General features: G+C 50.8%; 21 protein-coding genes. 3 read left to right on the forward strand and 18 right to left on the reverse strand.

Going from position 1 to position 25,620, the window contains the following annotated elements; all coding sequences use genetic code 11:
* Position 1 precedes the first annotated feature (1 nt).
* From EBB_RS07855 to EBB_RS07865, 3 genes are all read right to left on the reverse strand, one after another.
* Complete coding sequence (locus tag EBB_RS07855; protein ID WP_371741540.1) at positions 2 to 1,210, reverse strand: MdtA/MuxA family multidrug efflux RND transporter periplasmic adaptor subunit; 1,209 nt, start codon at positions 1,208 to 1,210, stop codon at positions 2 to 4.
* Positions 1,211 to 1,324: 114 nt separating this feature from the next.
* Positions 1,325 to 1,600, reverse strand: coding sequence for a cupin domain-containing protein (locus tag EBB_RS07860; RefSeq protein ID WP_192393196.1), 276 nt, complete (start codon positions 1,598 to 1,600; stop codon positions 1,325 to 1,327).
* Between the two features lie 61 nt (positions 1,601 to 1,661).
* The gene (locus tag EBB_RS07865; RefSeq protein WP_192393197.1) at positions 1,662 to 3,128 is read right to left on the reverse strand and encodes a GumC family protein; all 1,467 of its coding nucleotides are present in this window, start codon (positions 3,126 to 3,128) and stop codon (positions 1,662 to 1,664) included.
* 693 nt (positions 3,129 to 3,821) lie between these two features.
* Here EBB_RS07865 and EBB_RS07870 point away from each other — a divergent pair.
* Positions 3,822 to 5,045 carry a cyclic di-GMP phosphodiesterase gene (locus EBB_RS07870; protein WP_195880863.1) on the forward strand — a complete coding sequence of 408 codons (1,224 nt, stop codon included), beginning with the start codon at positions 3,822 to 3,824 and terminating at the stop codon, positions 5,043 to 5,045.
* 45 nt (positions 5,046 to 5,090) lie between these two features.
* Positions 5,091 to 6,287, forward strand: coding sequence for a cyclic di-GMP phosphodiesterase (locus EBB_RS07875; protein ID WP_192393199.1), 1,197 nt, complete (start codon positions 5,091 to 5,093; stop codon positions 6,285 to 6,287).
* A 12-nt stretch (positions 6,288 to 6,299) separates the two neighbouring features.
* Here the strand turns inward: EBB_RS07875 and waaC are convergent, their stop codons facing one another.
* From waaC to EBB_RS07890, 3 genes are read right to left on the reverse strand one after another with little or no spacing between them, the layout of a single operon-like run.
* Positions 6,300 to 7,310: a lipopolysaccharide heptosyltransferase I gene (waaC, locus tag EBB_RS07880; protein ID WP_192393200.1), complete on the reverse strand. Its 1,011-nt coding sequence runs from the start codon at positions 7,308 to 7,310 to the stop codon at positions 6,300 to 6,302.
* Positions 7,311 to 7,313: 3 nt separating this feature from the next.
* Entirely contained in the window at positions 7,314 to 8,339 is a 1,026-nt protein-coding gene (waaF, locus tag EBB_RS07885; RefSeq protein WP_229427565.1) for a lipopolysaccharide heptosyltransferase II, read from the reverse strand.
* Positions 8,340 to 8,393: 54 nt separating this feature from the next.
* Positions 8,394 to 9,320 carry a branched-chain amino acid transaminase gene (locus tag EBB_RS07890; protein WP_192393202.1) on the reverse strand — a complete coding sequence of 309 codons (927 nt, stop codon included), beginning with the start codon at positions 9,318 to 9,320 and terminating at the stop codon, positions 8,394 to 8,396.
* Between the two features lie 363 nt (positions 9,321 to 9,683).
* On the opposite strand from EBB_RS07890, the gene EBB_RS07895 reads away from it, so the two are divergent.
* On the forward strand, positions 9,684 to 9,893 hold the full coding sequence (locus EBB_RS07895; RefSeq protein WP_192393203.1) for a hypothetical protein: 210 nt from the start codon (positions 9,684 to 9,686) through the stop codon (positions 9,891 to 9,893).
* 62 nt (positions 9,894 to 9,955) lie between these two features.
* On the opposite strand, the gene EBB_RS07900 is transcribed toward EBB_RS07895, so the two are convergent.
* From EBB_RS07900 to EBB_RS07955, 12 genes are all read right to left on the reverse strand, one after another.
* Positions 9,956 to 11,341: a DUF3526 domain-containing protein gene (locus tag EBB_RS07900; RefSeq protein ID WP_192393204.1), complete on the reverse strand. Its 1,386-nt coding sequence runs from the start codon at positions 11,339 to 11,341 to the stop codon at positions 9,956 to 9,958.
* On the reverse strand, positions 11,338 to 12,750 hold the full coding sequence (locus EBB_RS07905; protein WP_192393205.1) for a DUF3526 domain-containing protein: 1,413 nt from the start codon (positions 12,748 to 12,750) through the stop codon (positions 11,338 to 11,340). The genes EBB_RS07900 and EBB_RS07905 overlap by 4 nt, the downstream gene beginning before the upstream one ends.
* Positions 12,747 to 13,472 (reverse strand): ABC transporter ATP-binding protein, encoded by a 726-nt coding sequence (locus tag EBB_RS07910; protein WP_192393206.1) that lies wholly within the window; start codon positions 13,470 to 13,472, stop codon positions 12,747 to 12,749. Before EBB_RS07910 ends, EBB_RS07905 begins: the two co-directional genes overlap by 4 nt.
* Positions 13,473 to 13,941: 469 nt before the next feature.
* The gene (locus tag EBB_RS07915; RefSeq protein WP_192393207.1) at positions 13,942 to 17,295 is read right to left on the reverse strand and encodes a tetratricopeptide repeat protein; all 3,354 of its coding nucleotides are present in this window, start codon (positions 17,293 to 17,295) and stop codon (positions 13,942 to 13,944) included.
* A gap of 3 nt (positions 17,296 to 17,298) precedes the next feature.
* Positions 17,299 to 17,634: a GapS6a family protein gene (gapS6a, locus tag EBB_RS07920; RefSeq protein ID WP_192393208.1), complete on the reverse strand. Its 336-nt coding sequence runs from the start codon at positions 17,632 to 17,634 to the stop codon at positions 17,299 to 17,301.
* A gap of 1,277 nt (positions 17,635 to 18,911) precedes the next feature.
* Complete coding sequence (efpL, locus tag EBB_RS07925) at positions 18,912 to 19,478, reverse strand: elongation factor P-like protein EfpL (RefSeq protein WP_192376202.1); 567 nt, start codon at positions 19,476 to 19,478, stop codon at positions 18,912 to 18,914.
* A gap of 3 nt (positions 19,479 to 19,481) precedes the next feature.
* On the reverse strand, positions 19,482 to 20,204 hold the full coding sequence (locus tag EBB_RS07930; RefSeq protein ID WP_192393209.1) for an arginyltransferase: 723 nt from the start codon (positions 20,202 to 20,204) through the stop codon (positions 19,482 to 19,484).
* Positions 20,201 to 20,893: a leucyl/phenylalanyl-tRNA--protein transferase gene (gene aat / locus EBB_RS07935; RefSeq protein ID WP_192393210.1), complete on the reverse strand. Its 693-nt coding sequence runs from the start codon at positions 20,891 to 20,893 to the stop codon at positions 20,201 to 20,203. The genes EBB_RS07930 and aat overlap by 4 nt, the downstream gene beginning before the upstream one ends.
* A 91-nt stretch (positions 20,894 to 20,984) precedes the next feature.
* On the reverse strand, positions 20,985 to 21,698 hold the full coding sequence (locus EBB_RS07940) for a response regulator transcription factor (protein ID WP_225587271.1): 714 nt from the start codon (positions 21,696 to 21,698) through the stop codon (positions 20,985 to 20,987).
* A 28-nt stretch (positions 21,699 to 21,726) separates the two neighbouring features.
* The gene (locus EBB_RS07945; RefSeq protein ID WP_192393211.1) at positions 21,727 to 23,313 is read right to left on the reverse strand and encodes a sensor histidine kinase; all 1,587 of its coding nucleotides are present in this window, start codon (positions 23,311 to 23,313) and stop codon (positions 21,727 to 21,729) included.
* 5 nt (positions 23,314 to 23,318) lie between these two features.
* Positions 23,319 to 23,894, reverse strand: a complete 576-nt coding sequence (locus EBB_RS07950; protein WP_192393212.1) for a hypothetical protein — start codon at positions 23,892 to 23,894, stop codon at positions 23,319 to 23,321.
* Positions 23,895 to 23,899: 5 nt separating this feature from the next.
* Positions 23,900 to 25,357, reverse strand: a complete 1,458-nt coding sequence (locus EBB_RS07955; RefSeq protein WP_192393213.1) for a sensor histidine kinase — start codon at positions 25,355 to 25,357, stop codon at positions 23,900 to 23,902.
* Between the last annotated feature and the right edge of the window lie 263 nt (positions 25,358 to 25,620).

The following is a 25,620-nucleotide window of genomic DNA, read 5'->3' on the forward strand; positions in this document are numbered from 1 at the left end:
TTTAGTTGGCGGTTTTGCCGGAGGCGGCCGGTTGGGTTTTATCGATTACCTTGACTTGGCTGCCTTCGCGCAGCTTGTCGGCGCCATCGACCACCAGTTTTTCGTTCGCGGCAATACCTTCCGGAATCGCGACCGTTTCGCCGTCAGCCGGTCCGACTTTTATCCGCTTTACGCTGATGGTGTTGTCGTCCTTCACTAGGTACACGAATGCGCCATTGGCCCCGTGCTGAATGGCCGCGCTGGGGACTAAGGTGGCCGCACGCAAGGTGTCCAGGCGCATTTTGATGTTGACGAACTGGTTGGCGAACAGGGTGCGGTCTTCGTTAGCAAATTGGGCTTTTAATTTCAGCGTGCCGGTGCTGGCGTCGATCTGGTTGTCCACCGCCAGCAGCTTGCCGCTGGCCAGTTTTTGCCGGCCGGCCCGGTCGTAGGCGTCGATGACCAGCGTCTCGCCGGAACGCCAGCGCCGCATAACCTCGGGTATCACATCTTCCGGCAGCGTGAACACCACCGAGATCGGCTGAATTTGGGTGATGACAGCCAGGCCATTGACGTCGCTGGCGCGGACCATGTTGCCTTGATCCACCAGCCGCAAACCGATGCGGCCTGATACCGGCGCGGTGATGCGGGCGTAACTCAGTTGCAGCTTGGCGTTGTCGAGCTGGGCGCGGTCGATCTCGACCGTACCGCGATATTGCTTAACTAGCGCGGCCTGGGTGGCGGTTTGCTGGGCGGCGATGGAATCTTGCTCCAGCAAGGTTTGGTAGCGAGCTTGGTCGATTTCGGCGTTTTTCAACAGGGCTTCGTCGCGCAGCAATTGGCCTTCGGCTTGTTGCACGGCCACTTGATAAGGGCGGGGGTCGATTTCGGCGAGCAGTTCGCCTTGTTTAACCGCTTGGCCCTCGCTAAACCCCACCCGGATCAGTTCGCCATCGACGCGGGAGCGCACTGTCACGGTATGCAGTGGCGTGACGGTGCCCAGGCCGTTCAGGTAAATCGGCAAATCGCCTTGCCAGCTTGAGGCGACTGCGACGCTGATGGGGATGTTTTCGTTGGGATTGGCGCGCGCGTCCTGGTTTTCCTGCGGATGCTGGTCGGCTCGGTGCAAATAATAGCCGCCCGTCGCGACCGTTAATAGGAGAATGGTCGCCCAGCGCCAGCGCGACCTCGGCTTTAATACGGAATAATCCTGATCCTGGTTCATAGCCATGCGAATATCAATAGTTAGGTGCCGGCTTCATGCCGGCCAGCCGAGTCTACCGGCACAACTAAAAAAGGCATCTTGAAGATGCCTTTTTCGGATTGTCGACCGATGTAGTGACGATCAATCGTAGTGGTAGTGCTTGCGCAAAGGTTTGACCACTTCCCATTCGCTGTCCAGACCTTCATGAAACATCACCAGGTCGCCCGGTAAAATCCGCACCGGCTCGCCGCCGACCGGGGTGACGATGATTTCGCCTTCCAGCACATAAGCGGTTTCGGTTTCGTCGAAATCGATGGTGAATTTGGAAATTTCTTTTTCCCAGATCGGCCAGCTCGATACGCCCAGCTCTTTTAAACGTTCTTCGCTGGGGTTATGTTCAACGGTAATTTGGCTCATGGGTTTCCTGTTTGATAAAGTTGATCGAGCGGCGAATTTTAGCATTGTTGCCGCGCCGCAGCTATGAATCGGTGGTTTCGTCCGGTAATTGCTTCAGATCGTCCGCGCGGCGCAGCCTGTTACGCCGCTCTGCCCCGACCGTGTGGTTGTCGGCATTGTTCTCCAACTTGGGCTCGCTTTGCTGGTAGATTTGAAATTCGGTGACGGAATTTATCGTGGTCAGCGTCTGCTCCTTATTTAAATAATCGTTAAGCCAGATCACCAGTAACGCGATTGCCAGGCTGGCCGCGCCAGCGATGCCGGCGTCCTGGCCGTAATCGGGTTTCACCGGCTTATCGGGGAGTGAGGCCCAATCCACGACATCCAGTTGCGGATTGCTTTGCCGTTGTTTGACGTCGATTTCCACCAGCCGTTGTTTGGTTTGCTGCAATAATTCTTCCAGCTTAAGCAGTTCTTCCTGCATCGTTTTGTGTTTGGCGAATTGATTGGTGTATTCGGCGGCTTTTTGTTTATGCTCGGCCATTTGCTTTTGAATGGTCACTACGGTGCGATGTGCGGCGCCGTAGGCGTTTTCGGCCTCTTGCGTGGCATAGCTTGAGCCGGCTTGTTCTTTGCTGGCAATTTTTTCATCCAGCTCGGCCAATTGGGTTTTTAAATTGCGCAAGCTGGGGTGAAATTCGATGTATTCGTCGGTGTATTGGCTTCTTTGCGCTTCCAGGCGTTCGCGCAGGCGCTCGGCTTGCTGGGTTAACACCGCCAGACTTTGCGAATCGGCTTCCGGCACCACGGCTTTGCCTTCGGCGATGGCAGCACGAATGGCGTCCAGTTTGGCCTTGGCTTTCGCTTCTTCTTCCAAGGCGGCGTTCAAGGAATTATTTAAACCTTGTAAGCGGGCGTGAGCCTCGTTATCGGTGCTCTCCAAGGAGAGGATGTCATGCTGCAAGCGGAACGATTCAATGTCCTGGCGTTTGTCGCGCACTTGTTGTTCAAGGCGAGTCAATTCCGATTTAATCGACGTACTGGCTTTATCGGTGATTTCGGCGATGTACTCCGCGCGAATTTGTTGGTAGGTTTTGATCCAAGTATTTAAGGCAATTTGCAGAAATTGCGGATGATTACCTTCAGCCGCCAATTGCACTAGATTGGTGTCCGCAACCGGTTTTACCTGGAACAGCTCTTTTAACTGATTGATATTCGGATGCTCGATACCATCCTGCTGTTTTAGCGTCTCGGCGGTTTTTTCCAATACGAGCTGTCCGAGCAAGACCTGCTTTTGAATGTTGACATGCTCCAGATCCGCCTCTACATGAGTTTGATCAACATCGGTTGCCGCAGTCGTCAATACCAAGGCTTGGCTTTCAAAAACCGCCGGCTGGAGAAAGACATAGGTTTCGGTAATTAGCAGCAAGGGCAGAAGCACCAGCAAAAATAAGGTCCGGCGCCGTAAACGGCGTGGCCAAGGTGTTGGATTGGAACGGTAAAAGTCGTCTCCGACGATCTGGAAATCATGGCGATAAGGAAACATCACGATTCTCTCCCTGGCGCTAAGTCCGCAGGTTATAGTTTTTGTTGTAATCCGCTTTGCGGAAAGTTTTTCTAAGCGATCCCTGCCGAGAAAATTTTTAACGCCCGGACCAAGTCTGTGCAAGTCAGCTTCGGTTACGGGCAATTAAACGAATGTCTGGTTTAGTTGTTGTCGATATTGACTGCTAACTTCAGTGGGAATCTTGATTACGCAAGACTTAATTGATAGCCCATTTCAGGCTGTAGAGCTCGAGTTCCGCGCTGGCTGGCCTGCTCTGGTGCCTAAACAGTCAATATCGGCGAGTTGCCAGTTTAAACCAATACAAAAATCAAGCAATTCTTAATTTGCCAACGGCTATAAAGGCTGGGCTCCAGTCTGGTGTTATGTCGGGTCAATAATCGAAGGCGCGTCAAAGCCCGTAACCCGAGTCGAAAGCGATTAGCAAATCGGTTGTAGGCCTGGCACTCAAATCCAAGATATTAAGCCACGCATAAAATATGCTTCGCCTATACTAAAAAGCCAATTGGCTTTGTGATCCGCCGCCGGTTTGCGGGCTTTTTGTTCGGACAAGACCGAGTGAACTAGGTATGCTGGTTAAACGGCGTCCTAGGCTAGTCGGTCACAATTTTCCTTGATGCCGTTTTGGCGGCTATTTTTCAAATTTTTGGATTTCTACAAATCCCCGATTGGATTGGTATGGCAGATAAAGAGGATGGAATACTCAGAATTCATGTATATGAACTGAGAATTGGCATGTGCGTAAGCCGTCTGGAAGCGCCGATAGAGGATTCGCCTTTTTTATTGGATAGGGTCGTTATTGAAAGTCATGCGGATATTCAAGCCATTCAGGCAATTTGCGATTATGTCTATATCGATGTCAAATACCAAAAATCCTTCTCCGGCGCGATTCCCACCAGAAATACCGAAGCACGTAAACATCTGAGCTTTGCGCGCTCTTTTAACCAAACCGCCAATACCTTTCAACGCACCGGTAATTTAATTAAAACGGTGATGGACGATATTCGTTTCGGTAATCAATTTAGTGTCAGTGCGGTTAAACAAGCTGTTTCCGAGTGCGTCGATAAAGTATTGGAAAACCCCGATACGATGCTGCTGCTGACCCAAATTAAAGATCAGGATCAATATACCGCGCAGCATAGTATGAATGTTTGCATATTGTCGATTCTGTTGGGGCGTGAGTTGAATTTTTCGATGGAAGACCTGAATAAAGTAGGTTTTTGCGGCTTGATGCACGATGTCGGTAAAATGAAAGTGCCGTTGGAAATCCTTAATAAACCCGGCTCTTTAGAGGACTATGAAATGGACATCATGCGTAAGCACACGCTCTACGGACGCAACGTGTTGATGTCGGCCCGTAATGTCTATCCCGGCGCTGTTGACGTTGCCTACGATCATCACGAGCACTTGGCCGGTACCGGTTATCCCAGAGGTTTGAACAAAACCACGCTATCGATATTTACCAAGCTGGTAGCGGTTGTCGATACCTACGACGCCATCACCAGTGACCGGGTTTATCAGCGCGGTAAGCCGCATCTTATGGCGTTGGGGATTTTGGTGAAAGGGATGGGGCAGCAATTTGAAGCTAATTATGTTACGCAATTTATCAATTGCATCGGATTTTATCCGCAGGGTAATTTAGTGGAATTAAGCAGCGGCGAAGTCGGCTTAATAGTCGAGCAAAATAAAGCCGATAGGCTTAAGCCAAAAATATTACTGATTCAAGATGGTAATAAAAACCCTATTGAAGAGAAAATACTCGATTTGTCCTTGAATATTGCCGATGCAAGCGGTAAGCGTTATGGAGTCAAACAGGTGATAAGGCCGCAGGATTGTGGTGTCGATTTAGCCAAATATTATCAAGACGGCAAGTTTACGAAAGAATATGCGGTAGTTGGCTAAGGGTTTATTTTTGTAAGTTACCTTCCTTGGATATTGTTTTTCAATATGGTTAAAAAAATTAATATTAACCAGCTCAGAAAAGGCATGTTCGTTTGCGGCACTGATCGGAAATGGCTAGATACCCCTTTCTTTCGTACTAAATTTCTGATTTCATCTGATAAACAAATTAATACCTTAAAAGAGTATTGCCAAACCGTTTCTATCGATACCGCGAAAGGCCTTGATGTGGCCGAGCCGGATCATACGGAAACGATAACAGATGCCGGCAAAGTTTCGACTACCCAGATGTCGAGCGACCTCAATGAAAACGCTACTTTTAAACCCATCTACCAGCAAAGCCTGCTGCTGTTCGGTGAGTTGTTAAACGATGCCCGTGGTGACAGGGTCCTTGATGGGGGCAAGATCGACAAGATAGCGGCGGATTTGTTGGCGGCTGTCAGCGCCGATACTCAGGCCATACTCGGGCTGATTCAGTGCAATCGCGAAAACAAGGATAGGTTGGCGCTTAAATCCGTCAATGTCTGCATCCTGGCCGCCGTGTTGGGTGCGTATTTAAAGCTGCCGGAAAACAACTTGCGGCTATTGGTGCGGGGTGCGTTGTTGCACGATATTGGCATGCTGGCTGTTCCGGATGCCGTGCTACTAAAAACCGTAGCCTTGACGCCGGAAGAGCGGCTGGTTGTGCAACAACATCCTGCATACGGTTTGGCCTTGTTGAGTAAAGTACCTGAAATGCCCGCCGACGTTCTGGAAATCGTTGTTAGCCACCACGAACAACTGGATGGCGGCGGTTATCCGAATGGTTTGTTGGCAGAGCGGATTGGCGAATTGACACGGATAGTCAGAATTGTCTCGGTGTACGAAGCCTTAACCGGTGAACGTTTTTACCACAAATCTCTAACACCTCTCGAGGCACTGACGTCTCTATATGGCTCCGGCCCGTCATTATTCGATACGCAATTGCTGGCTCGTTTTATCGAGGCGTTGGGTATTTATCCAGTGAATTCCATCGTCGAATTGCAGACCGATGAATTGGCAGCGGTGGCGCGGGAAAACTCACAATCGCCCCGGCGCCCGCTAGTGAAGGTGATCACTAATCCGCAGAAACAATTGCTGTTTCAAGAGCGCTTGCTTGATCTGGCCGATGAGCAGCAAAATCAGATCAACATAGTCAGGGTGTTGGCTAGCGACGAACCGATTATCGAGCTACTGAAAATGTTTGTCGAATTGGAAAAAACTTAGCCGGCCAATCACTCAGGCGCGTTGTTGAGTCTTCCCAAAAAGCTCGTTACTCAGGGCAATGACGGCGCGCGGATCGATTTCGGCAATCGAAAAATCGTTTTTATCCAGTTTGAACGGATTGACCTGTGAAGGCGACTTCAACGCTTTATTGATGTCGGTTTGGTAAATCCGGCTGACCGGCGTTGGTCCGAACAAGGTAATCGACGGCCGGTTCAACCCCCAAGCCATATGCGTCGGCCCGGTATCGTTACCGATCACTAAATCGGCCCTGGCCAGCGCCGCTTTCAAATCATTGAGGCTTAGTCGCGGTAATACCCTAGCCAGGCTGCGTTCGGCCAGCCATTGCGCCATCCAATGTTCTTTCTCGTTGCCCCAACAGATCAGAAAATTCGCTTCCAGACCGAAGATAACCTGTAGAAATTTTTCTAAAGGGTAGTTACGGCTGGGCCAAGTAGAACCAATGACCAGGATGATGTTGGGTTGATCGGCTAGAAAATATTCATCCAATTCCGTTTGCGGCGGTTGAAAAAACAAAAACGGCTGCTTTGCCCGGATTTGCTCCGGTGTCACATTCAGACCCAGCGGCTGGGTCAGCACGGCGACATTGCGATCAATGGTGTTGGCGTCGTAAGGGTAGGCCACATGTCGGCTGTAAAAAAAAGCCGCCCATTTTTCCCGGATCGAATCTTGATCGAAACCCACGCAATTGGCCGACAGCAAGCGCGCGACCACTGCGGATTTAATCAAACCTTGCGCATCCAGAACTAAGTCGTAGCCCTGCTCGGCATAAGCGCGAATTTTACTTATCTCGGCAAAGACGCGCCATTTGTCGGTTTTCAGGGCTTTTAAATTCACACCTAAAATATTATCCAGGTGTGGATTGTCGGCTAGCACGCCGACGAAGCGTTCCTCGACGATCCAGTCGATTTGTGCCAGCGGTAATGCGGCTTTGATGAATTGTAAGGCCGCCATCGCATGAACGATGTCGCCCAAAGCCGACAATTTGACGATGGCAATTTTCATCGCTCAGGTGTTCAATGCTGCCAGCGCCTGTTCCGGCCGGATTTCCGTCAAGCAGCGAGTATGCCCCAACGGACACTCACGCTTAAAGCACGGCGAACAATCCAGGCGTAAATCCAGAATCTTCGCTTTGGGATGCAGCGGCGGGGTAAAGCCAGGGTCGGAAGAGCCATAAACCGCGATCAGTTTTTTATCCAATGCGGCAGCGACGTGCATCAGGCCGGAATCGTTGCTGACGACCGCGTCAGCCAAGGACAGCAAGTCCACCGCGTCAGCCAGCGAGGTAATGCCGGCGAAGTTACGGCAAATACCGCCCGATAAATCATTGATTTGCTCGGCAACGGCTTTATCCTTATCGGAACCGAATAGCCAGATTTGCCAGCCTTGTTCTTCCATTTGCCTAGCTATGGCGGCATAATGCTCGCTTGGCCAGCGCTTGGCCGGGCCGTACTCCGCGCCGGGGCACAGGGCCAGGATTTTGCTGACGATAGGCCGCAATTCACCCGAACCCTCAAGTAGAGCGCTGGGGTGGGGGATTTCGATTAAATCCGCACCGGTAATCTCGAATTTTTTGCAGACGTTTAATTGTTGCTCGATTGTGATCGCCAGCTTCGGAACTTTGTAAGTTGGCGGCTGAGGCGCATCGTTCGGCAAACCCAGCGCCACGAAGCGTTGCACTGTCATGGTCAGCACGGTCTTATCCAGCTTGCGCACGTCGTTCAACAGGCCGCGGCGTAGTTCGCCGAGAAAACCGGTACGTTTGGGAATATGCGCAAAGAACGGAATAACGGCCGATTTCCAGGAGTTGGGCAGCACAATCGCCTGATCGTAATGCTGGCTTTGCAATTCCCGGCCTATGCGGATCCGCCCCCGCAAATCAAACTGCCCGTGGCCCAGCGGCATCGTCAGGCCTTTATGCACTTCCGGCATGCGCTCCAACAGAGGCAAGGACCAAGCCGGGGCCAGCACGTCGATCAGGCAGTCGGGATGTTGTTGCTTGAGGGTGATGAACAGGCTTTGCGCCATCACCATGTCGCCGACCCAGGATGGGCCGACGACCAGGATTTTATAAGCTTGTTCCGTCACTTAAGAAACGAGTGTCAGCCATTCCTTATGGTCGGCGCGGCGGCCTTGGACGTAGTCGAAATACAGGGCTTGCAGCTTTTCGGTGATAGGGCCGCGGCTGCCGGAACCGATGTCGCGGTTATCGTATTGGCGAATCGGCGTGACTTCGGCGGCGGAACCGGTGAAGAACGCTTCGTCGGCAACATACACTTCGTCGCGGGTGATACGTTTTTCGATGATTTCGTAGCCTTGTTCGCGGGCGATGGTGATTAAGGTGTCGCGGGTGATGCCTTCCAAAGCCGAGGTGGTTTCCGGCGTGTAAATTTTGCCGTTACGAACGATGAATAAGTTTTCGCCGCTGCCTTCCGCGCAAAAACCTTCGTGGTCCAATAGCAAGGCTTCGTCGTAACCAGTGGACAGTGCTTCTTGCAGGGCCAGGATGGAATTGATGTAGTTGCCGTTGGCCTTGGCTTTACACATCGTACTGTTGACGTGGTTGCGGGTGTAAGACGAGGTACGGATGCGGATGCCTTTTTCCATGTTTTCCGCGCCCAAATAAGCGCCCCAAGTCCAGGCTGCGACCATGACGTGGACTTTCAGGTTATCGGCGCGCAAGCCCATGCCTTCGGAGCCGAAGAACACCATGCTGCGGATGTAGGCACTGTCGAGATTGTTTTTGGCGACGGCATCGCGATGCGCCTGGTTGATCTCTTCTTTAGAGAAAGGCATTTTCATGTTCATGATATGCGCGGAGCGGAACAGACGGTCGGTGTGTTCGGCCAATTTGAAAATCGCTGTGCCGGCATCGGTTTTATACGCGCGCAAACCTTCGAAGACGCCGCAGCCGTAATGCAGCGTATGAGTCAAGACGTGGACTTTTGCATCGCGCCAATCAACCCATTTCCCGTCTAGCCAAATCAACCCGTCTCTATCATCCATCGTTGCCATTATCTGAACCTGTTTTGTTTAGTGATTATTGCTGCGCCGCGTCGGCTTAAAAGTGACGGAAATTGTACTATAAAGCGCTCTCCGGCAATACCGGCTGCGCAGAAGTCCTGATTTTGGTGTGAGAATGAGTTTGGCGGCTTGTGAGTGATTGGCTGTATGCGCCGGTGAAATAATTCACTGATTCCTCGTGGCATAGGCTACCGACGGCGAGTGCTGTTTGCGATAAATTAAACTCAGCGTCAATTTTTAGCTGTTGCCAGATGTTAGAAAAATCTTATGAATATGATTTTTAAAGGCTTTTGTTAATTGGCGTCACTTATGCTCAAGATTTATTAGTCAAATCGGCAGATTCGGGAGAGCGTCATGGAAACAAGCAATGAAGTCAACGAAATCAGCACCCTGCGTATCGTATTTATCGAAACGTTAAGCAGGCAGTTTATCGCCATCACCGGTTGCGGCATTTATGTGTACCTCAATCCGCTGACGATTAACGAATTGTTCAACCGCTATTTAAACAGCAGCGTGCCTATCAATGTGTTTGCCAGGCAATGCGTTAGAAATATAGTGGCTTAATGTTGCGTAGCCGACCCGGACGACTAGCGTCGTCCAGGACGTTTTTTAATCAAATAGCGTCGTCAGGCTTTGGCAAAGCGCCGGCGTGAGCCGAAGAGTACCGCCAACAACAGCAACGCCAGCCCCGCTTGTCCGGCAATCAAGCTTAGACACGCCGCCGGGTTTGCCGGATGCGCAAATGCAAAGCGCGGCTGATCGTGACTGAGTTCATCGCCCCAAGCGTTATCGCTCATGATCTTAGGGACGAAATAGTCGCGCCATTGATCTTCAAAGTGATTGACCGCCTGAATATATTCGGCATAGCGCGGCGCGTCGATACCGGCAAGCCTATCCGCCATTTGCACGGCCGCCAGCGCCGGCGACAGCCAGGACCACGCTTCCAAAAACTCGAATTGCGCCTGGCGGACGCTGTCGAAGCGGTACATCACCGGTCTGATCTGTTGATCCAGAATCAGACCGGCCGGCAAACCGGTAATTTCGCGCGGTAACTCTTTGCCGGTTTGCGGCAGCTTCAGGTCGGGATGATTGCTATACCACTGCGCCAGCAGCGCTTGGCGTTGTTGGCTGTTTTGCTCCTGAAACTGGCGGACGGCGATGATGCTATCCAGCCGGGAAGGCATCGGCGCGTGCCGGTCGGCCGTCCAGGCCAGCAAGGCCGGGCCGGCAAAGGTCAATAGCAACCAGACGCCCAGCATGCCGATGGCCGCCGCCCCTGAAGAGAAGGGCAGCAGCAGAAACAAGCCGGCGATACCAAACCACACCAGTGTGTACAGGCCGGCGAACGCCAGCCAATAAGCCAGCGTTTCCAGGCTAAATGCCGGATCCAGACATAGCGCCAGTAGCGAACTGCTGAAAACCGCCAATACCACCACGCTATACCGCACGCTAAGCGCCGCACACACCAAGCGCCAGGGTGCCGACATTTGCGTGCAGACCAAGCGCCAGACCCCGCTCTCCCTGTCTTCCTGCACCAGGCCGTAGCTCAAGGCAATCACCATCAGCGGCGTCAGTAGCGCGAACACGGTGGCAAAATCCAGCATGCCCAACTCATGCAGCATCGGGTTGAACAACTGATCGCTGTTACGGCCGTCGGAATGGCGGCTGCGGGTGGAGATTTTGATGCCGGTGCTTAAAAAATCCAGTTGCCGCACGCTCAAGGCCAAACCGCTCAGGGCGGGCAGCCGCAACGGCGGCGCGGCGGCGCTGGCGGCAAAGGCATTGGCTTTGGGTGTGTGGTCCGCCGCTTTCGGGGCGTCATGCATCTCCGCTTGATTGGCCATGGCGTTGACGGTCTGCGGCGCTGCTGGCGCGTGCTGACGGAATTCGCGCGCGGCCAAACCCGACCAGACGGCGCTAGCCAGCATCACCAGCAGAAATAATCCAGTCACCAACAGGTTTAAGCGGTTGCGTTTAAAACGCAGCCATTCGATGGCGATTAATTGCATCATGGCACCAGCCTCCGTGCGGAAAGACTCAATAAACCAACAGACAAACTCAGCCACAGCAATAACACCAAAAGATCCAGTTCGGCGGCCTGCAAGGCAAAACCGATGTCCGGCGCCTGATAACTAAAATCCGCCACGCTACGCCAATCGGCCTCAGCGCCGGTGGCCTTGCGCTCTGTACCATGGCTGCGTTCGCGGTCCCAGTCTTCGGTCAGGTTGATAAAATAGTGCCGATATTGTTCGGCGGCGTCTTCAAAATGCCGTTGATGGCTCAAATCCATACCGGCCAAGGTCATGGATAAAGACCGTAGCGCCAGACTGGGGCCCAGCCAGGACGCCATATGGCTCAAGTGTTGTTGTTTAATAAAGTTATCGCGCAAGGCGTCGAAATGCAGCGCGTGCACCTTAACGGAATAGGCATCGTTATGCTGACGATTTAAGGACACGAACCCGACCGGCAAATCTTCCTTGCGGGACACCCCGTATTGCGCCAACACTTGCGCTTCGAAGGCCTTGGCGCGTTGCTCATGGTCGCCGTCGTGCTCCAGGCCGTGGTCGATGTCGTCCTTGATCTCACGCCAAAACTCGCTGGCGCTGGGGTTGGGAGCCAGCATTTCCGCAGCCACGGCGCCCAAGCGCGGGGCGATAAACACGCTGGCTAACCAAAAGCCCAGCAGGCAAAACAAGGCCGTGCGGCTGGTGTTGAAAGACGCGGACGCAGCGATGGCGACTGCGGCGAAGATGCCGTAATACAGATTTAACAGCAGCAGCAACACCAGCAGGCGCAGCACGTCATCCAGGGTAAACGCGAAGTTGCCCAGTAGTATCGCGGCGGCTACCAACAGCGCCGGTGCCAAGACCAGGGCAAACGCGCTCAGCAAGCCCAGCAATTTGCCGAATAACAGCTGGCCGGCGTTCACTCCCAAACTGTGCAACATTCGCAAGGTGCCGGATTCTCGCTCCTGGCTGACGGCGTTAAAGGTCAAGGCCACGATCAACAGCGGTAACAGCGCAGTCAGCACAAAACTGGTCGTGGCTTGACCGAAACGGCCGGCCAGCACTTGATCCGCCGCCGGGCTGAATCGGGTCAGGTTGCGCTTATGCGGCTCCAGCCATAACGACTGGCCGATATAGGGCCGCAAGCCCGGATCCAGGGCCGCCACCGGCGTGTCCGGCTTAAACACGTAGATGCCGTAATGCGCGGCGGAGTGCGGGTTTTTCACGCTCTGGGTATTCCATTGTTCCTTGGCGGTGGTGCCTACGCGGTGCTTTTCAGCGCGCAATTGCTGCAATTCGTAGGCTGACGCCAGAAAAAAACCCACAAACAATAGCAACAGGGCAATCCCTAAGGTCAGTAAGCGGCCGTCGCGCAGTGTGGCGAGAAACTCCTTGCGAATGATGGTTTTGATCATGCCAACCCCCGGGCATGCGCCAGATATTTTTGCTCCAGTTCGTCGTGTTGTACGGTGTGGGCGTCGAATTCTTCCACCAGCCGGCCGCTTTTCATGATGCCGATGCGGTCGGCGACTTGCTTGGCGTTGAACAAATCATGGGTGGCCATCAACACCGCCATGCCGTGATCGGCGGCGGCGCGGATGCGTTGGGCAAAGTCGTTGGCCGCGCTCGGGTCCAGGCCGGAGGTCGGCTCGTCCAGCAACATGGCCTTCGCCTGTTTCGCCGAGGCAATCGCCAAGCCCACTTTTTGCCGCATACCCTTGGAATAAGCCGCCACCCGTTTGCCGTGGGCATCGGCTTGCAGGCCGCTGTCCAATAACAAACGACGGGCTTGCTCGTCATGTAAGCGAATATTGGCCAGTGCGCAGAAATATGTCAGGTTTTCCAAGCCGCTCATTACCTCGTATAGCGCGACGTTTTCCGGTAGATAGGCCAATTTCGTTCGCACCAGATCGGGATTGGTGTGCGGCGATTCGCCTTCGATCAGCACTTGCCCGCTGCTGGGTTGGTTGAAGGTCAAAAACGTGCTGATGGTCGTGGACTTGCCGGCACCATTGCCACCCAGCAGCGCGTAAACGCAGCCCTTGGGAATATGTAAATTTAAATTCTCGACCGCACGGTGTTGTCGGTACTCAACAACCAGGTTTTGGGCGGCCAATACGGGGGACTCAGCGTTCATATAAGGTGTTTGGTTTAAGGTGAATGATTTGCGGCGGTCAGTTGTATAGGCTGCCGCCGCGCCCGGCATGCTCAGTATTTTAACGGTAGACTGACGTAATAGGTGCGTTAGGCCAATGGGATATTTTCCTGGATGTACTGATCGGGGCATTGTTGATAGCCGTTGATACAGTGCATTTTTCTGGTGAATGAGACCTCAGCAATCTTAAAGCGATAGGCTTCGGCGAAGTAGTAACGGAAATTCCAGAGGTAATCGCGCGTTCTCAGAGAATGAAAAAGCCGATTGGTACTCGGCGTCTGAGAACCCGAGTAGGAGGCCTGTTTGTCAAGCCAATTGCGCGCTATTTGATTTGTTTATGAATCGATAGTAAATGATCGTTATCAACCCATTGCGATCATTGGCGTTGTTGGTTCTGCCAATAGAAGCCGTATCGTTCGCGATTGGTGCTCCAAACTTTGCGAGGTACGTCCTACGCCCCTTCCTCAATCCCAGATGAGAACTTGTTATATTCTTCCTTAATACACGTGTTAATTTTTGCAAAGTCCATAAAATGACCTGTTATGAACACTGACGCCATCGCTCGAATCACTTGGAACATTGGTGGGATCACGCTAAATCTTACAAATAACCTGCATAACAGCATTGCTAATTTTCGTTCCGCTATGTCTACGTCATTACATTGCATCGAAACATAGCAACAAGCATTGAATACTCTTTCCGCATAACCGTTATTTCTGGGGTTATGGATTCTAAGCCCTCTCAGAATATCCCCATCCAAATATGCTTTTTCCAAAACAGGAACAAGTAATTCGAACAGCGTGGCAACTGCTGTTTCAGTATCGGGAAAGGCTTTAAGATGAAGGTTAAGTATTTTTGCTAAGAAGTAATGGGCATGTTCATCATCGGAAAAACTGAGCAATCTCAAATCGTTATAACTTAAAGCATAGGGAATGATTTGCTCGGCGTACAAATACAAACCGTCTTTCTTTTGTTCAAAAGCAACCGAGTTTCCGAGTTCAATAAAATATTTTACAGCATTAGCTTGCTTATATCCTGATTCTTTAATGCAATGAGCGAAAACTTCGTCAATACAGAGCCAAGGAATATTGTTGCTAATTGATAAGCAAGCGCTTGAATATACAGAAACGTCGACAATGTCTTGAATAGAAAGCATCAATGATGGCATATCTACTACGTTAGGTTTGATAACTTCTGCCTTATCAATAATTAGGTGTAATGCCTTTTCAATATCCTCAGTGGATTGTCTTATATCATCAGCCGTTACTCTCCATAGTCCTCCACCAGGCATTGCACCTACTGATAAATAATCCTCACGACTTATCTCTGCCAACCATTGCTCAACAGCCATCTTGGTTTCTTGAGTAATAACAAAATCAATCGACGTATGGTTAATGCTATAAGCGAGCCCAGTAATGGCAAGGTAAGTTATCGCATAAACATCAAGTATGATTTCAACAGCCTCTTCTTCGCCAAAATTGGGCATAAAGCACGGAACTGATTTTTTTGTTGTTAATTGTTCCAGCGCTGCTTTGAAGGGATGATTGCGATTTAAAATACGCCCCTTACAAAACAAAGGGATTTTCGAATTATTGAAAATATTATCATCTCTATTTTTAGGCAATTTACGCTCAAGAAGAGCAAGCAATTCATCAGGATCATCCGGTGCTTTTAATGCAAAGAAACAATCACTTCCATCATTTTGCGTATCTCGTAATTCTAATGATATTTGAATGGCAGCAACATAAGGAGGCAATCGCTCAAGCAATGTTAAATCGTACATTCCATGTTGTTTAGTCTCACCTACTTTCATTTGGTAAAGAGTACTGCCTAGCTCAGAATTAACATTTAGCAAGCATTGATGATTGACAGCTACTTCATTCACTAACAATCTAGTTAATTCTTCATTATCTTTTTTAAATCTTACGCCAATAGCACAATCACCGACTCTTTCATGTGTTGGTATTATATTAACATTGACAAAAATGAGGCTAAAATAGAAGTTAGTTAGTTCTGTCGCGCAGGAACTTGGGGATTTAATAAACCAAGAAAGAATTATGTTTTCTGCTCTAGTAAAGCCTCCTGTTTTGGCGATTTCTATCAATAAATCCAAAGCCATATTTGATTTTTGGAGTAAAAGATCGTCTGGAAGATATTTTAAAATCGATGCTAAATCGCAATCCGATATTGACAGCTTTCGATGTAAATATATCAGAAAATGCCACGCATCCAATAACTTGGAATTAATTTTTATGGCTTCTTCAATGGCTTTTATGGCACTAGGATAATCATTCTGTTGTTCAAATAGCCGAGCTTGAACTTGCCAGACTAAACTATTCCATTCAGCTTGATTGATATTTGAAAGTACGAAAGAAAGTGTTGCCATTTGCTGGCTAACGAGCAATGCTTTTAAGTAAGACTCAACGATGGGCGAAGCCCATAAATCAGATACGGGCAGTATGAAATTGATTAAATCACAAGCAATGACAGAAAGTTTTGGGTGCGATATTAATCGTTCAGTTATTTCGAGTAGAGGGACGGGGTGAAGACAAGTTAGCTTTTCTTTATACTGTTCAATAATTTTTTCAGATTGAAGAACGATCTCTTCAGCTTTTTCACTATTATCAGGATGTTTTTTATTGGGCAGGGTAAGAAGTAGCAATTTAAGACGATTAAAGTCCATAACTATATCTTCTTCCCCTATGATTTTCCCGCCAGAATCAACCCATTTTCCCAAGCTTTTAGAATCAGAGAAAAGGCTAGCAATTACAAAATCATCATTGGAAATTTCTTTTTTAGAGAATATGTCATTTAATAATTCGGTGCGATAGCGTATATCGCCATGAGCTTTATTGCATTTAGACTGAAGATCATCTGTATTATATATATTGACTGGACGAAGAAGAGCCGCTACTTCAGGACGGACTTTTTCAACTTCCTCAATATACTTCAAACAAATATCATTTAGCTCCTTGTGCTCACCTTGTAAGTTATACCAATACGGCGCAGCAATATTAAATAGTCTTGAATCCCCCCCTTTTGATTCATTTATCAAAAGAACAACTTCGTCAACTAACTTTATGACTTCTGCTTTTAAGGTTGAGCTGATAATCCAGAAGTGTTTGTTTCTAAGTTTTATATCAAGATGACAAGCGGTGGCGAACAGCAATAAAACTTTGCTATTGAAAGATGGGAATATCTCATTTAGACGGTTAGCAATAGTTAATGATAGTTCAAACTGCTGTGTTCTAAATGCCCCACGAATAAGGCCATTAAGCTGGCTTTCGTCCAGATCAATCCGATTTTCTTCATACGCTTTCGCCAATTCCTCAGACGTTGCAACAAATTCATAAAAGGCTTCTTGAGAGTAGGAATTGGGCGAGTCAACTTGAAAATAACGCTCTCTAGCATCATCAACTCGGTTATTTTTTGCATCCAGCCGGATTAGCGTAGCTAAACATAAATCCCGGAAGACACTATCAGTTGAGCTTTTGAATATTGAAAGTAGCGAGCTATAAACTTTAGGCCTTTCATCATCTTGAAGTAAATTCAGCTGAATAGAAAGCATATCAAGGATAGCTTCGCTATTGGAATCCAGATCAGTAGCCTTAAGTGTTTCTAAACGAATTTTTGCAACATCCTGCTTTCTTTCACGGATACTGGAAAGTATTAGCTCAATCGGTTTTCGAAGTACTTCTGGCGCAAGCTTTTGATAGATAGTTATATATTTATCTCTACCAACATTATCGCCATCGCCAGTAGCATTTTGGTAAACAGAGGAATTACTTTTTGTCATTAAACCCATAGCTTATTTTCCGCTATGGATTATTTTATCTCTACCTATATTATCACCACTACCTGAGTGGTGCTGAAGAATTGTGTTACCCTCTGAAGCTAGCTTTATATTTTCAAGGAGTTGTTTTAATTCGGGTGAGCCTGCAATTTTTCTTTCAATTGCTGTTTCGCTCATTTCATCGGTCAATTCAAGCTTTTTCATTTCATTAGCAAGAGCCAATAATTCAGAATCAGTAATTAACCAGCCTTTTAGTCGTTGTTTTAGTTCATCGATACTTAGAGCCACACCGCATTTCATTACATCATAAGCAATGCCTGATAAAATCGCACCTGTTAAGAACTCTTCCATACAATTCCTCTTTGAAAATATTTGGTTAATTTATTCTATAGATATAAGTTGGGGCAATACTAATTATAAGAAGCACTAGCCCCAGAGTTATGGCCCTGTTGATTTTTCTGAATTTAGACTGCTGGCATGGTATCTAAAAGATAAATACCTGTATACGGTTAAGACGAGTCACTAATAACACTTTTGATTATATCTCATTAATTTTGAATGACGGCTTTTGGCCGATAGCCACGTAAGTCTGCCAGCAATACATTGATCAATCACATGCAATTCCGGGACGGTTGGACAGTGCCTGGCCTGATTTTCTAGGGGGATATCGCTTCTCCCCTCAACCGCAGGCCTTGAAGCCTCACGCTAGTCGCATTTTGCTATTCGCTAAAGTTTCGCTCGCTTGGACGCAAACCAAAACGCGTTGCCGCAGGGCTTTGCAGGCTTGCGGGCAAGGTAAAAAGCTTTACTGCGATAGCACAAAGACCGAATGCGCGAGGCGTTTTGCCGATCGGGCGAATGAATTTGCGTTGCCCGCAAGGCTTTATGGTTAATTCGCAAGGCTGGGTAGGCTTGCTCGCAAGGTAAAATGCTTTGCGACGATAGCAAAAGGCCTCGTGCGCGAGCTTATTTGTGTTGCGCGCAAGGCGTTTTGCCGGTCGGGCGAACGAATTTGCATTGCCCGCAAGGCATTTAGGTTAATTCGCAAGGCGCGGTAGGCTTGCTCGCAAGGTAAAAAGCCTTGTGACGATAGCAAAAGGCCTCGTGCGCGAGCTTATATCTGTTGCGCGCAAGGCGTTTTGCCGGTCGGGCGAATGAATTTGCGTTGCCCGCAAGGCTATTAGGTTAACACGTGAGGCTTGGGGGCTTGCACTCAAAGTAAAAAGCTTTGCGACGATAGCGGAAGGCCCAATGCACCACCATAAATGCTTTGAGCGCAGGGCGGTAAGCGGAGCGCCACGCGCCTAGGGTAAGCCTCTCGAGGCATGACACTATCGCTTATGCATGCTTCGATTGCGGACAATTATCTGGCGGCAAACGAACAGTTTGATGTCATTGAAATTGCTTTATCAGAGACAGGTCTTGGCCGAACTCGCTCAGTCAGCACTGAATGCGCGCGAAATATTCCAATAGAGCTGGTGCACTCAGAATTCTTTCAGCAATGCTGCCAAAGGGATTGCGGTGTGTGCCATAAAGAATGAAAAATCGCTTGATAAGGGGCGGGGCTTTTAATTGCAGCCTTTGCCGCCGACGGCTTATTCGGTCGGCGGCTGGCGGAGAGGGCGGCGTTACGCCCGCGATGAAAACTCGCCTGTATCGGTATTAACCTTAATCATCTCGCCGGATTCTATATATTCGGGGACTTGCACTTCCAGGCCGGTGCTGAGTTTCGCGGTTTTGGTGCGTTTGGTGGCGCTGGAGCCTTTCATGGACGGTGGGGTTTCGACGATTTGCAGCGTAATGGTGGTGGGCAGTTGGATGCCTAGCGCGGCGTCGTCCATCAGCAGCATGATGATGCCTTCCAGACCGTCCGATAAATACTCGGTTTGGCCTTCCAAATCTTCCGCCGACAAGCTGTATTGTTCGTAGGTTTCGGCGTTCATAAAATAATAAGTATCGCCGTCCTGGTAGGAATATTGCACATTGCACCGCGAGCAATCGGCAGCTTTCAGCATCTCGTCGCTTTTGTAGGTTTCGTCCAGCTTCTGCCGGGTTTTCATGTGGGTGAAGCGGACTTTGTAAAGCGTGGTGGCGCCGCGCGAAGTGGGGTTGCGCACATCGATGCTTTTGACCACATACGGTTCGCCGTTGATTTCGATGGCGGTTCCCTTTTTCAGTTCGTTGGCTTTTGGCACGGCTTAGTCCTCGTTGAATGTTTGTTTTGAAATAGCTTGCCACTGGCCGTCCAGCAGGCCGGTCAGCGGTTGATAATCGATTTTGTAGCGCATTTTACGACAGTCTTTGATCCAGTAGCCCAGATAAACATATTCCAGGCCCAATTGTTTGGCGGTTTCGATTTGCCAACACACGGCGTAAACGCCGGGGCTGTAGTCGGCAAAATCCGGGTCAAAAAAGGTATACACCGCCGACAAACCGTCGGCTACCACGTCGACCACCGCTACGGCCGCCAATTGGCCGCCAATCAAAAACTCCACAAACAGCGTGTCGCACCAACGGCTACCGAGGAATTTGATGTAGTCATCGGGCGTGGTTTCGGTGTCTTCACCAGGTTTGTCGTGACGGGCGCTTAGATAACGCTGATAAAGCAGGAAATGCCGCGGGTCGTAATTGGCGTCTTTGACGACTACCCGGGTTTGCGCATTGCGCTTGATGCAGCGCTTTTGTTTACGGTCGGGTTGGAATAACGACACCGGCAGCCGCGTCGGCACGCAAGCCTGGCAAGCTTCGCAGTAGGGTTTGTAAACGTAATCGCCGCTACGCCGAAAGCCCTGGGCGATCAGTTGCGAGTACAGCGTGGTGTCGATAGTCACCGACGGATGTACGAAGCCGGAACGCGCGATGCGGTCGTCCAGATAGCTGCAGGCATGGCCGCTGTCCAGCCAAATCGGCACAGCGTTCATGTTTGCCAAGCGTCGGGAGTCGGCAATTGATCGCAGAGCCGGTCCAGCAGGTCTACAAAGCGGCGGCGCGGAATTTCAGCCGCGCCAAGGCTAAGTAGATGTTCGCTGCTGACCTGACAATCGATGAGTTGATAGCCCCAAGCCGTGAGTTGCTCTACCAGATGCACAAACACCACTTTGGAGGCGTCGGTTTTACGATGGAACATCGATTCGCCGAAAAATACTTGGCCTATGGCAATGCCGTATAGGCCGCCGACCAGTTGGCCGTCCAGCCAGGCTTCGCAGCTGTGGGCGATACCCAGGTGGTGTAGGGTGGCATAGGCTTGGCGGATGTCGTCGGTAATCCAGGTGCCGCCGTCTTCGCTACGCGGCGCCGCGCACGCATCGATCACCTGGCGAAAGGCGCTGTCGTAACGAATCTCAAACAGTTGTTTGCGTAGGGTTTTCGCCAGGCTGCGAGAGATATTCAGATGTTCCGGAAACAAGACCAAACGCGGATCGGGCGACCACCACAGAATCGGTTCGCCGGGATTGAACCAAGGGAATACCCCGTGCCGGTAGGCGTTGACGATGCGCTGCGGCGACAGGCAACCGCCAAAAGCCAACAAGCCGTTGGGTTGTTTCAATGCCTTATGCAGTGGCGGAAAGGCTTGGTGCGGATGATCCGGGTCGAGCAGGGTGAGTTGCATAGGAGGCGCGTGGGTCCGGGTTGGCGCTGGTTAGTTCAGTGACTTAGCTTGCCAAGGTTTGTGGGCGGTGGCCGGCTAGGCTGTTGTTAACTCAAGACGCATCCATTTTGTAACCAAAGCCGCGCACGGTTTTCAACAATTTCAGCTCGTAATCGTCGTCGATCTTCCGCCGTAGCTGGCGAATATAAACATCCACCACATTGGTCAGTGGATCGGCGCTATAGCCCCAGACTTGTTCCAGAATTCGCGTGCGGCTCAATACTTTACCCGGCATACGCATAAAGCATTCCAACAGAGCAAACTCCTTGGGGGTTAACTCGATGACGTTATCGCCGCGCCGTACCTCGTGGGTTTCACCGTTGAGTACCAAGTCTTCGATACGCAATTCCTTGTCGTCCTGCTTCACTTCGCCGCCGCGCCGCCTGAGCAACACCTCGATACGGGCCAGCAATTCTTCAAACGCGAACGGCTTGGTCATGTAGTCGTCGGCGCCGGAGCGCAGGCCGGCTACTTTGTCTTGCACGGTATCGCGCGCGGTTAGCATCAAAATCGGGGTGTCGATGCCGTTGCTGCGCAAGCGTTCGCAAATCTGCCGGCCGTTCATGTCCGGCAGGCCCAAGTCCAGAATGATTACCTGAAAACTGCCCTCGGTACCCAAGGCAATGGCCTCTTGCCCACTGCGGGCCACCTCCACGGCATAGCCCTCGGCTTTTAAGCCGCGTTGCACAAAATCGATGATGCGCTCGTCGTCTTCAACCATCAGCACCCGCATATAGCCTATTCCCGTCAGAGTATTGGTTGTCATGTATTTCTCATTCATATGAAAATCCGTCTTATGCTACCGTAAGCAGGGGTAGTGTAACCGTAAATGTCGATCCGGCGTTTTCCACACTACGCACCGCTATTTGCCCGCCGTGAGCTTGCAGGATGGATTTGGCCATCGGCAAACCCAGGCCGGAGCCATCGTCTCGGGAATGCTGGGCGTTGCTGCTGCGGAAGTGGCGTTCGAAAATCCGTTCCAGATCTTCCGCTGGTATGCCGATGCCCTGATCGGTCAGGCTGAAACAGGCCTGTTTGCCGTCGCGCCATAAAGCCACGGCGATATGCCCGAGCGGTTTGGAATAGCGGCAGGCATTTTCGCCCAGAATGAACAGCACTTGCCGTAGCCGCTGCTTGTCGCCGCGGACCAGTAATGGCCCGGAGGGCGCGTCCAGGCTGACAGAAATCGAATATTCTTGCGCCATCACCTGAAAATCCTCGACGCTGCTGGCTACCAAATCCGCCAAATCCACTTTATTCCATTCGAATTGCAGATTGGCCGTGTCGGCGCGAGCCAGGAATAATAAGTCGTTCACGTATTTACCCAACTGCATCGACAACTCGACGATGCGCTGCAACGCGTCTTTGTATTCTTCGGCGTCGCGGTCCTGGCCCCGTAGCGTCACTTCCGCCTCGCCGCGAATCACCGTGATCGGCGTGCGCAGTTCGTGGCTGATGTCCGCCAAAAACTCACGGCGGGCATTATCCATGCGCTTTAATTCCTCGTTCAACAGATTAAGTTCAAAGGTCCGCTCGGTTACTCGCTCTTCCAACACAGCACGGCCTTCGCGTAGTTTATCTTGTTGAACTTCCAGTTCTTTGGCCATTTGATTGAAGTGGCTGGCCAAATACGCAAATTCGTCGCGGCTGTCCAAAGCGATGCGGTAATCCAGGTTGCCGGAGGCGATTTCGTCCGTGCCTTTCATTAGCGCTTCGATAGGTTTTTTAAACGCGCGGAGCAACATAATACCGGCTACCAGACTGAATAACGCCGCGGTTAACGAGGCCAGGATCGCGGTCCAGCGCGACTTTTCCACCAAAATCTCCAACTCCCGCTTGGCTTTTTGGGCCTTTTCCCGTTCGGCGTTGATGGCAGCGTCGATTAGGGGTTGGAATTTACCGTCTATCTCTTCCTCGGTGAATTTAGCCAAAGCCTGCACGGCGGTGGTCAGCTTGCCTTGCAAGCGCAGCCGCTCGACTTCTTCGAAGCGGTATTCGCTGGCTTCCAGGAAAGCGGTGAGATGAGCAACCTTCTCCAATTCCGCGGGTTTATTGGTCCATTCTGCGCTGGCGCTGTCAGTGCCCGGTGCTTTGACGGCCGTGTCGCGCAGCGTTTGCATGGCCTCGTAAAGACGGCGCTTGGAGGATTCCACGCCGGTTTCCGAATTGGGGTTGGCTGTGATCAGCCGGTCCATGCGTTGCTTGAAATGGCGATAAGCTTCCTGCGACAACTGTTCGTAATCGTCGAAGGTTTCGTAGGCGGTTTGGCTGTGCTGAAAATAGCGAGCCACTTCGTCGGCGCCCCAATACAAGGCAATGCCCAAACTCAACACAAAGCAGAACGAAACAACAATGACTATCGCCAAGCGAAAGCGAAACATGGGCCTTATTTGCCTTCGCTAGTCTCGTCCAGTTGCTTTTCCATCGACCGAATGGCTTCCAGTTTTTCGCGCAGCAGTCTTGATTCTTCTTTCTTGGAACCGGCGGCGTCTTTCGTTTCCAGCACGTTTTGCACGGTTTTGTGTTTGCGTTCCAATGAGCCGAGTTTTCTTGATGCGCTATTAATGCGTTTTAATGCTTCGGTGTGAATGGCAACCAGGTGGCGCATCCGTTCGTCGCTCAAGCCCGAGGGCGGAATGCCGGCAATTTCATCCAGAATTTTGGGAATGTCGCCACAGGCATCTGATAACAGGCGGCCTACCATCAAATGCAATAACACGCCAATCTCGGGTTCGTCTTTTTGGCGTTTCACTAAAGACCGGCACGTCTCAGTGCGGCTCGCCGTGGTCATGTTGGCCAGATTGTTGCCAAAATCCAGCAACTCGTCTATGTCCGAATGCACCACCGGCGCGCTGTAAACGGTTGGAAAATGTTCCTTGACGCTGGAATCCATCTCGGCGCAGCCGCTGATTGCCAACAATGATGCGATCAGTGCCAATACGCGCATGAATAGTGCCTGCATGTTGCTTAATTCTCCACGGTTAACGGAATTTGAACCCGGATGCGGGCTCCTTGTTGGTCTTGACGGGCATCGATGACTTCCACTTTGCCTTGATGATTGGCGACGTATTCCTTGACGATGGCCAAGCCTAGGCCGGGGCCGTCGCTGTCTCCGGTATCGCCGGCCTTGCCGCGATAAAACGGCTCGAAGATATGATCGCGCTCGTCGGCGGCGATACCGGGGCCTTCGTCTTCCACTTCCAGCTCCATCAGCGTGCCGGCGTCACGCAATATGATGCGAATTTCGCCGCCTTCCGGCGAAAACTTCACGGCATTGGTCAGCAATTGTTCGATGATCGCCCGCAATTGCTCGGGAATGCCGGCAATTTCCACCGGCCTTGCCAGCATGCGGATAGCGATGGCTTTGCTGCTTAAAACGGGCTGGAATTCTTCAACCACGGTTTGCAGCAAATCTTTGATGTTTACGCTTTCCTTGCGTTTGATGTCGGGCAGGGAATTGATCCGGCTGTAGCGCAGCAATTCCTCGGATACAGCGCTTAACTTTTCGATATTGGCGCATAAATGCAAAGCAGTGGCTTGCCGCTTGCTGTTGGGGTCGTAGTCGGCTTCGCCGGCCAGCAATTCGGCATTCTGGCGTAGGCTTGCCAACGGCAGTTCTATCTCGCGGGCGACGTTTTGCATAAATTGTTGCTTGGACACTTCCAGTTCCAGTAAGTGAGTGCGCAGCCACTCCAAACGGTTGCCCAGATAACGTAAATCCGACGGGCCGTTCACCAGAATCGGTTCGGCTAGCTCGCCCGCGCCCAAGCGGCGTATCGATAGATCAAGTTGCCGCATCGAACGCGACAATACGATCAACAGAACGGCAATCACACCGAACGAAATCGCCAGTAATACTGCGCCTTTGACCAACAGGCCATGCTCCAGCGATTCCGACAATTGGTGCAGTTCGTTGAATTCGTGATCGACGTGGTTTTCAAACTCACGGGATAGGGTGGCGGCGGATTCGCGCAAGCCCTGAAAAGCCTCGTCTATCGGTAATTCCAGATTATTCTCGTCATCCGAACCGATGATTTGCTGGTAAATCAGGTTTTCTTTTTCGGATAATTCATTGACCAGCAGTGCGATTTTGTTATCGACATGCAGTTTCAGCAAATCACCCAAAGCCTGTTTAAACGAGGCCCGCACCGTTTCGTAGGATTGCCGTTCGTAGGGTTGGCGCAGCGTCGGGTCGGACAGCAACACAAACAGTTTGGCCTTGCGTTCTATATCGGAGGCTTTTTGTAAAACCAGGCGGATGGTTTTGGTTTGTTCGAAAACATGCGTGTTGACGGTGCGGCCCAGCGCCGAGGTCTCGCGCATGCCGAAAGCGGCGTACATCACGGCCAGAAACAGCGGAATCACCGCAATGACAAAGCCCAGAATGATTAGGGACTTTAACGATAAAAAATTTTTAAATTTCATCCTTGTGCGAGAAGCAATAAATCACACCATAGTATAGTTGAAACGGCATTCTAAAAATGGGTCATAAATCCATCACAAACGGCATCGCCTAGGGGCTTATAAGCTGGCGATTGAATTTCGCCAGGTTAAGACCGAAGATCCTGAGTTTAGAAAAAGGTAGTTGAGCGCTGGCGGTACGGGCGCAAACGCCGGTCGCAGGCACAAAAAGTGCGATGATTTTCGCCTGGCCCTCAAATATCGCCCGCTTCCGCGGGCATGACGCT

Origin of the sequence: Methylomonas fluvii, from assembly GCF_014850975.1 — a bacterium.
Taxonomy (GTDB): domain Bacteria; phylum Pseudomonadota; class Gammaproteobacteria; order Methylococcales; family Methylomonadaceae; genus Methylomonas; species Methylomonas fluvii.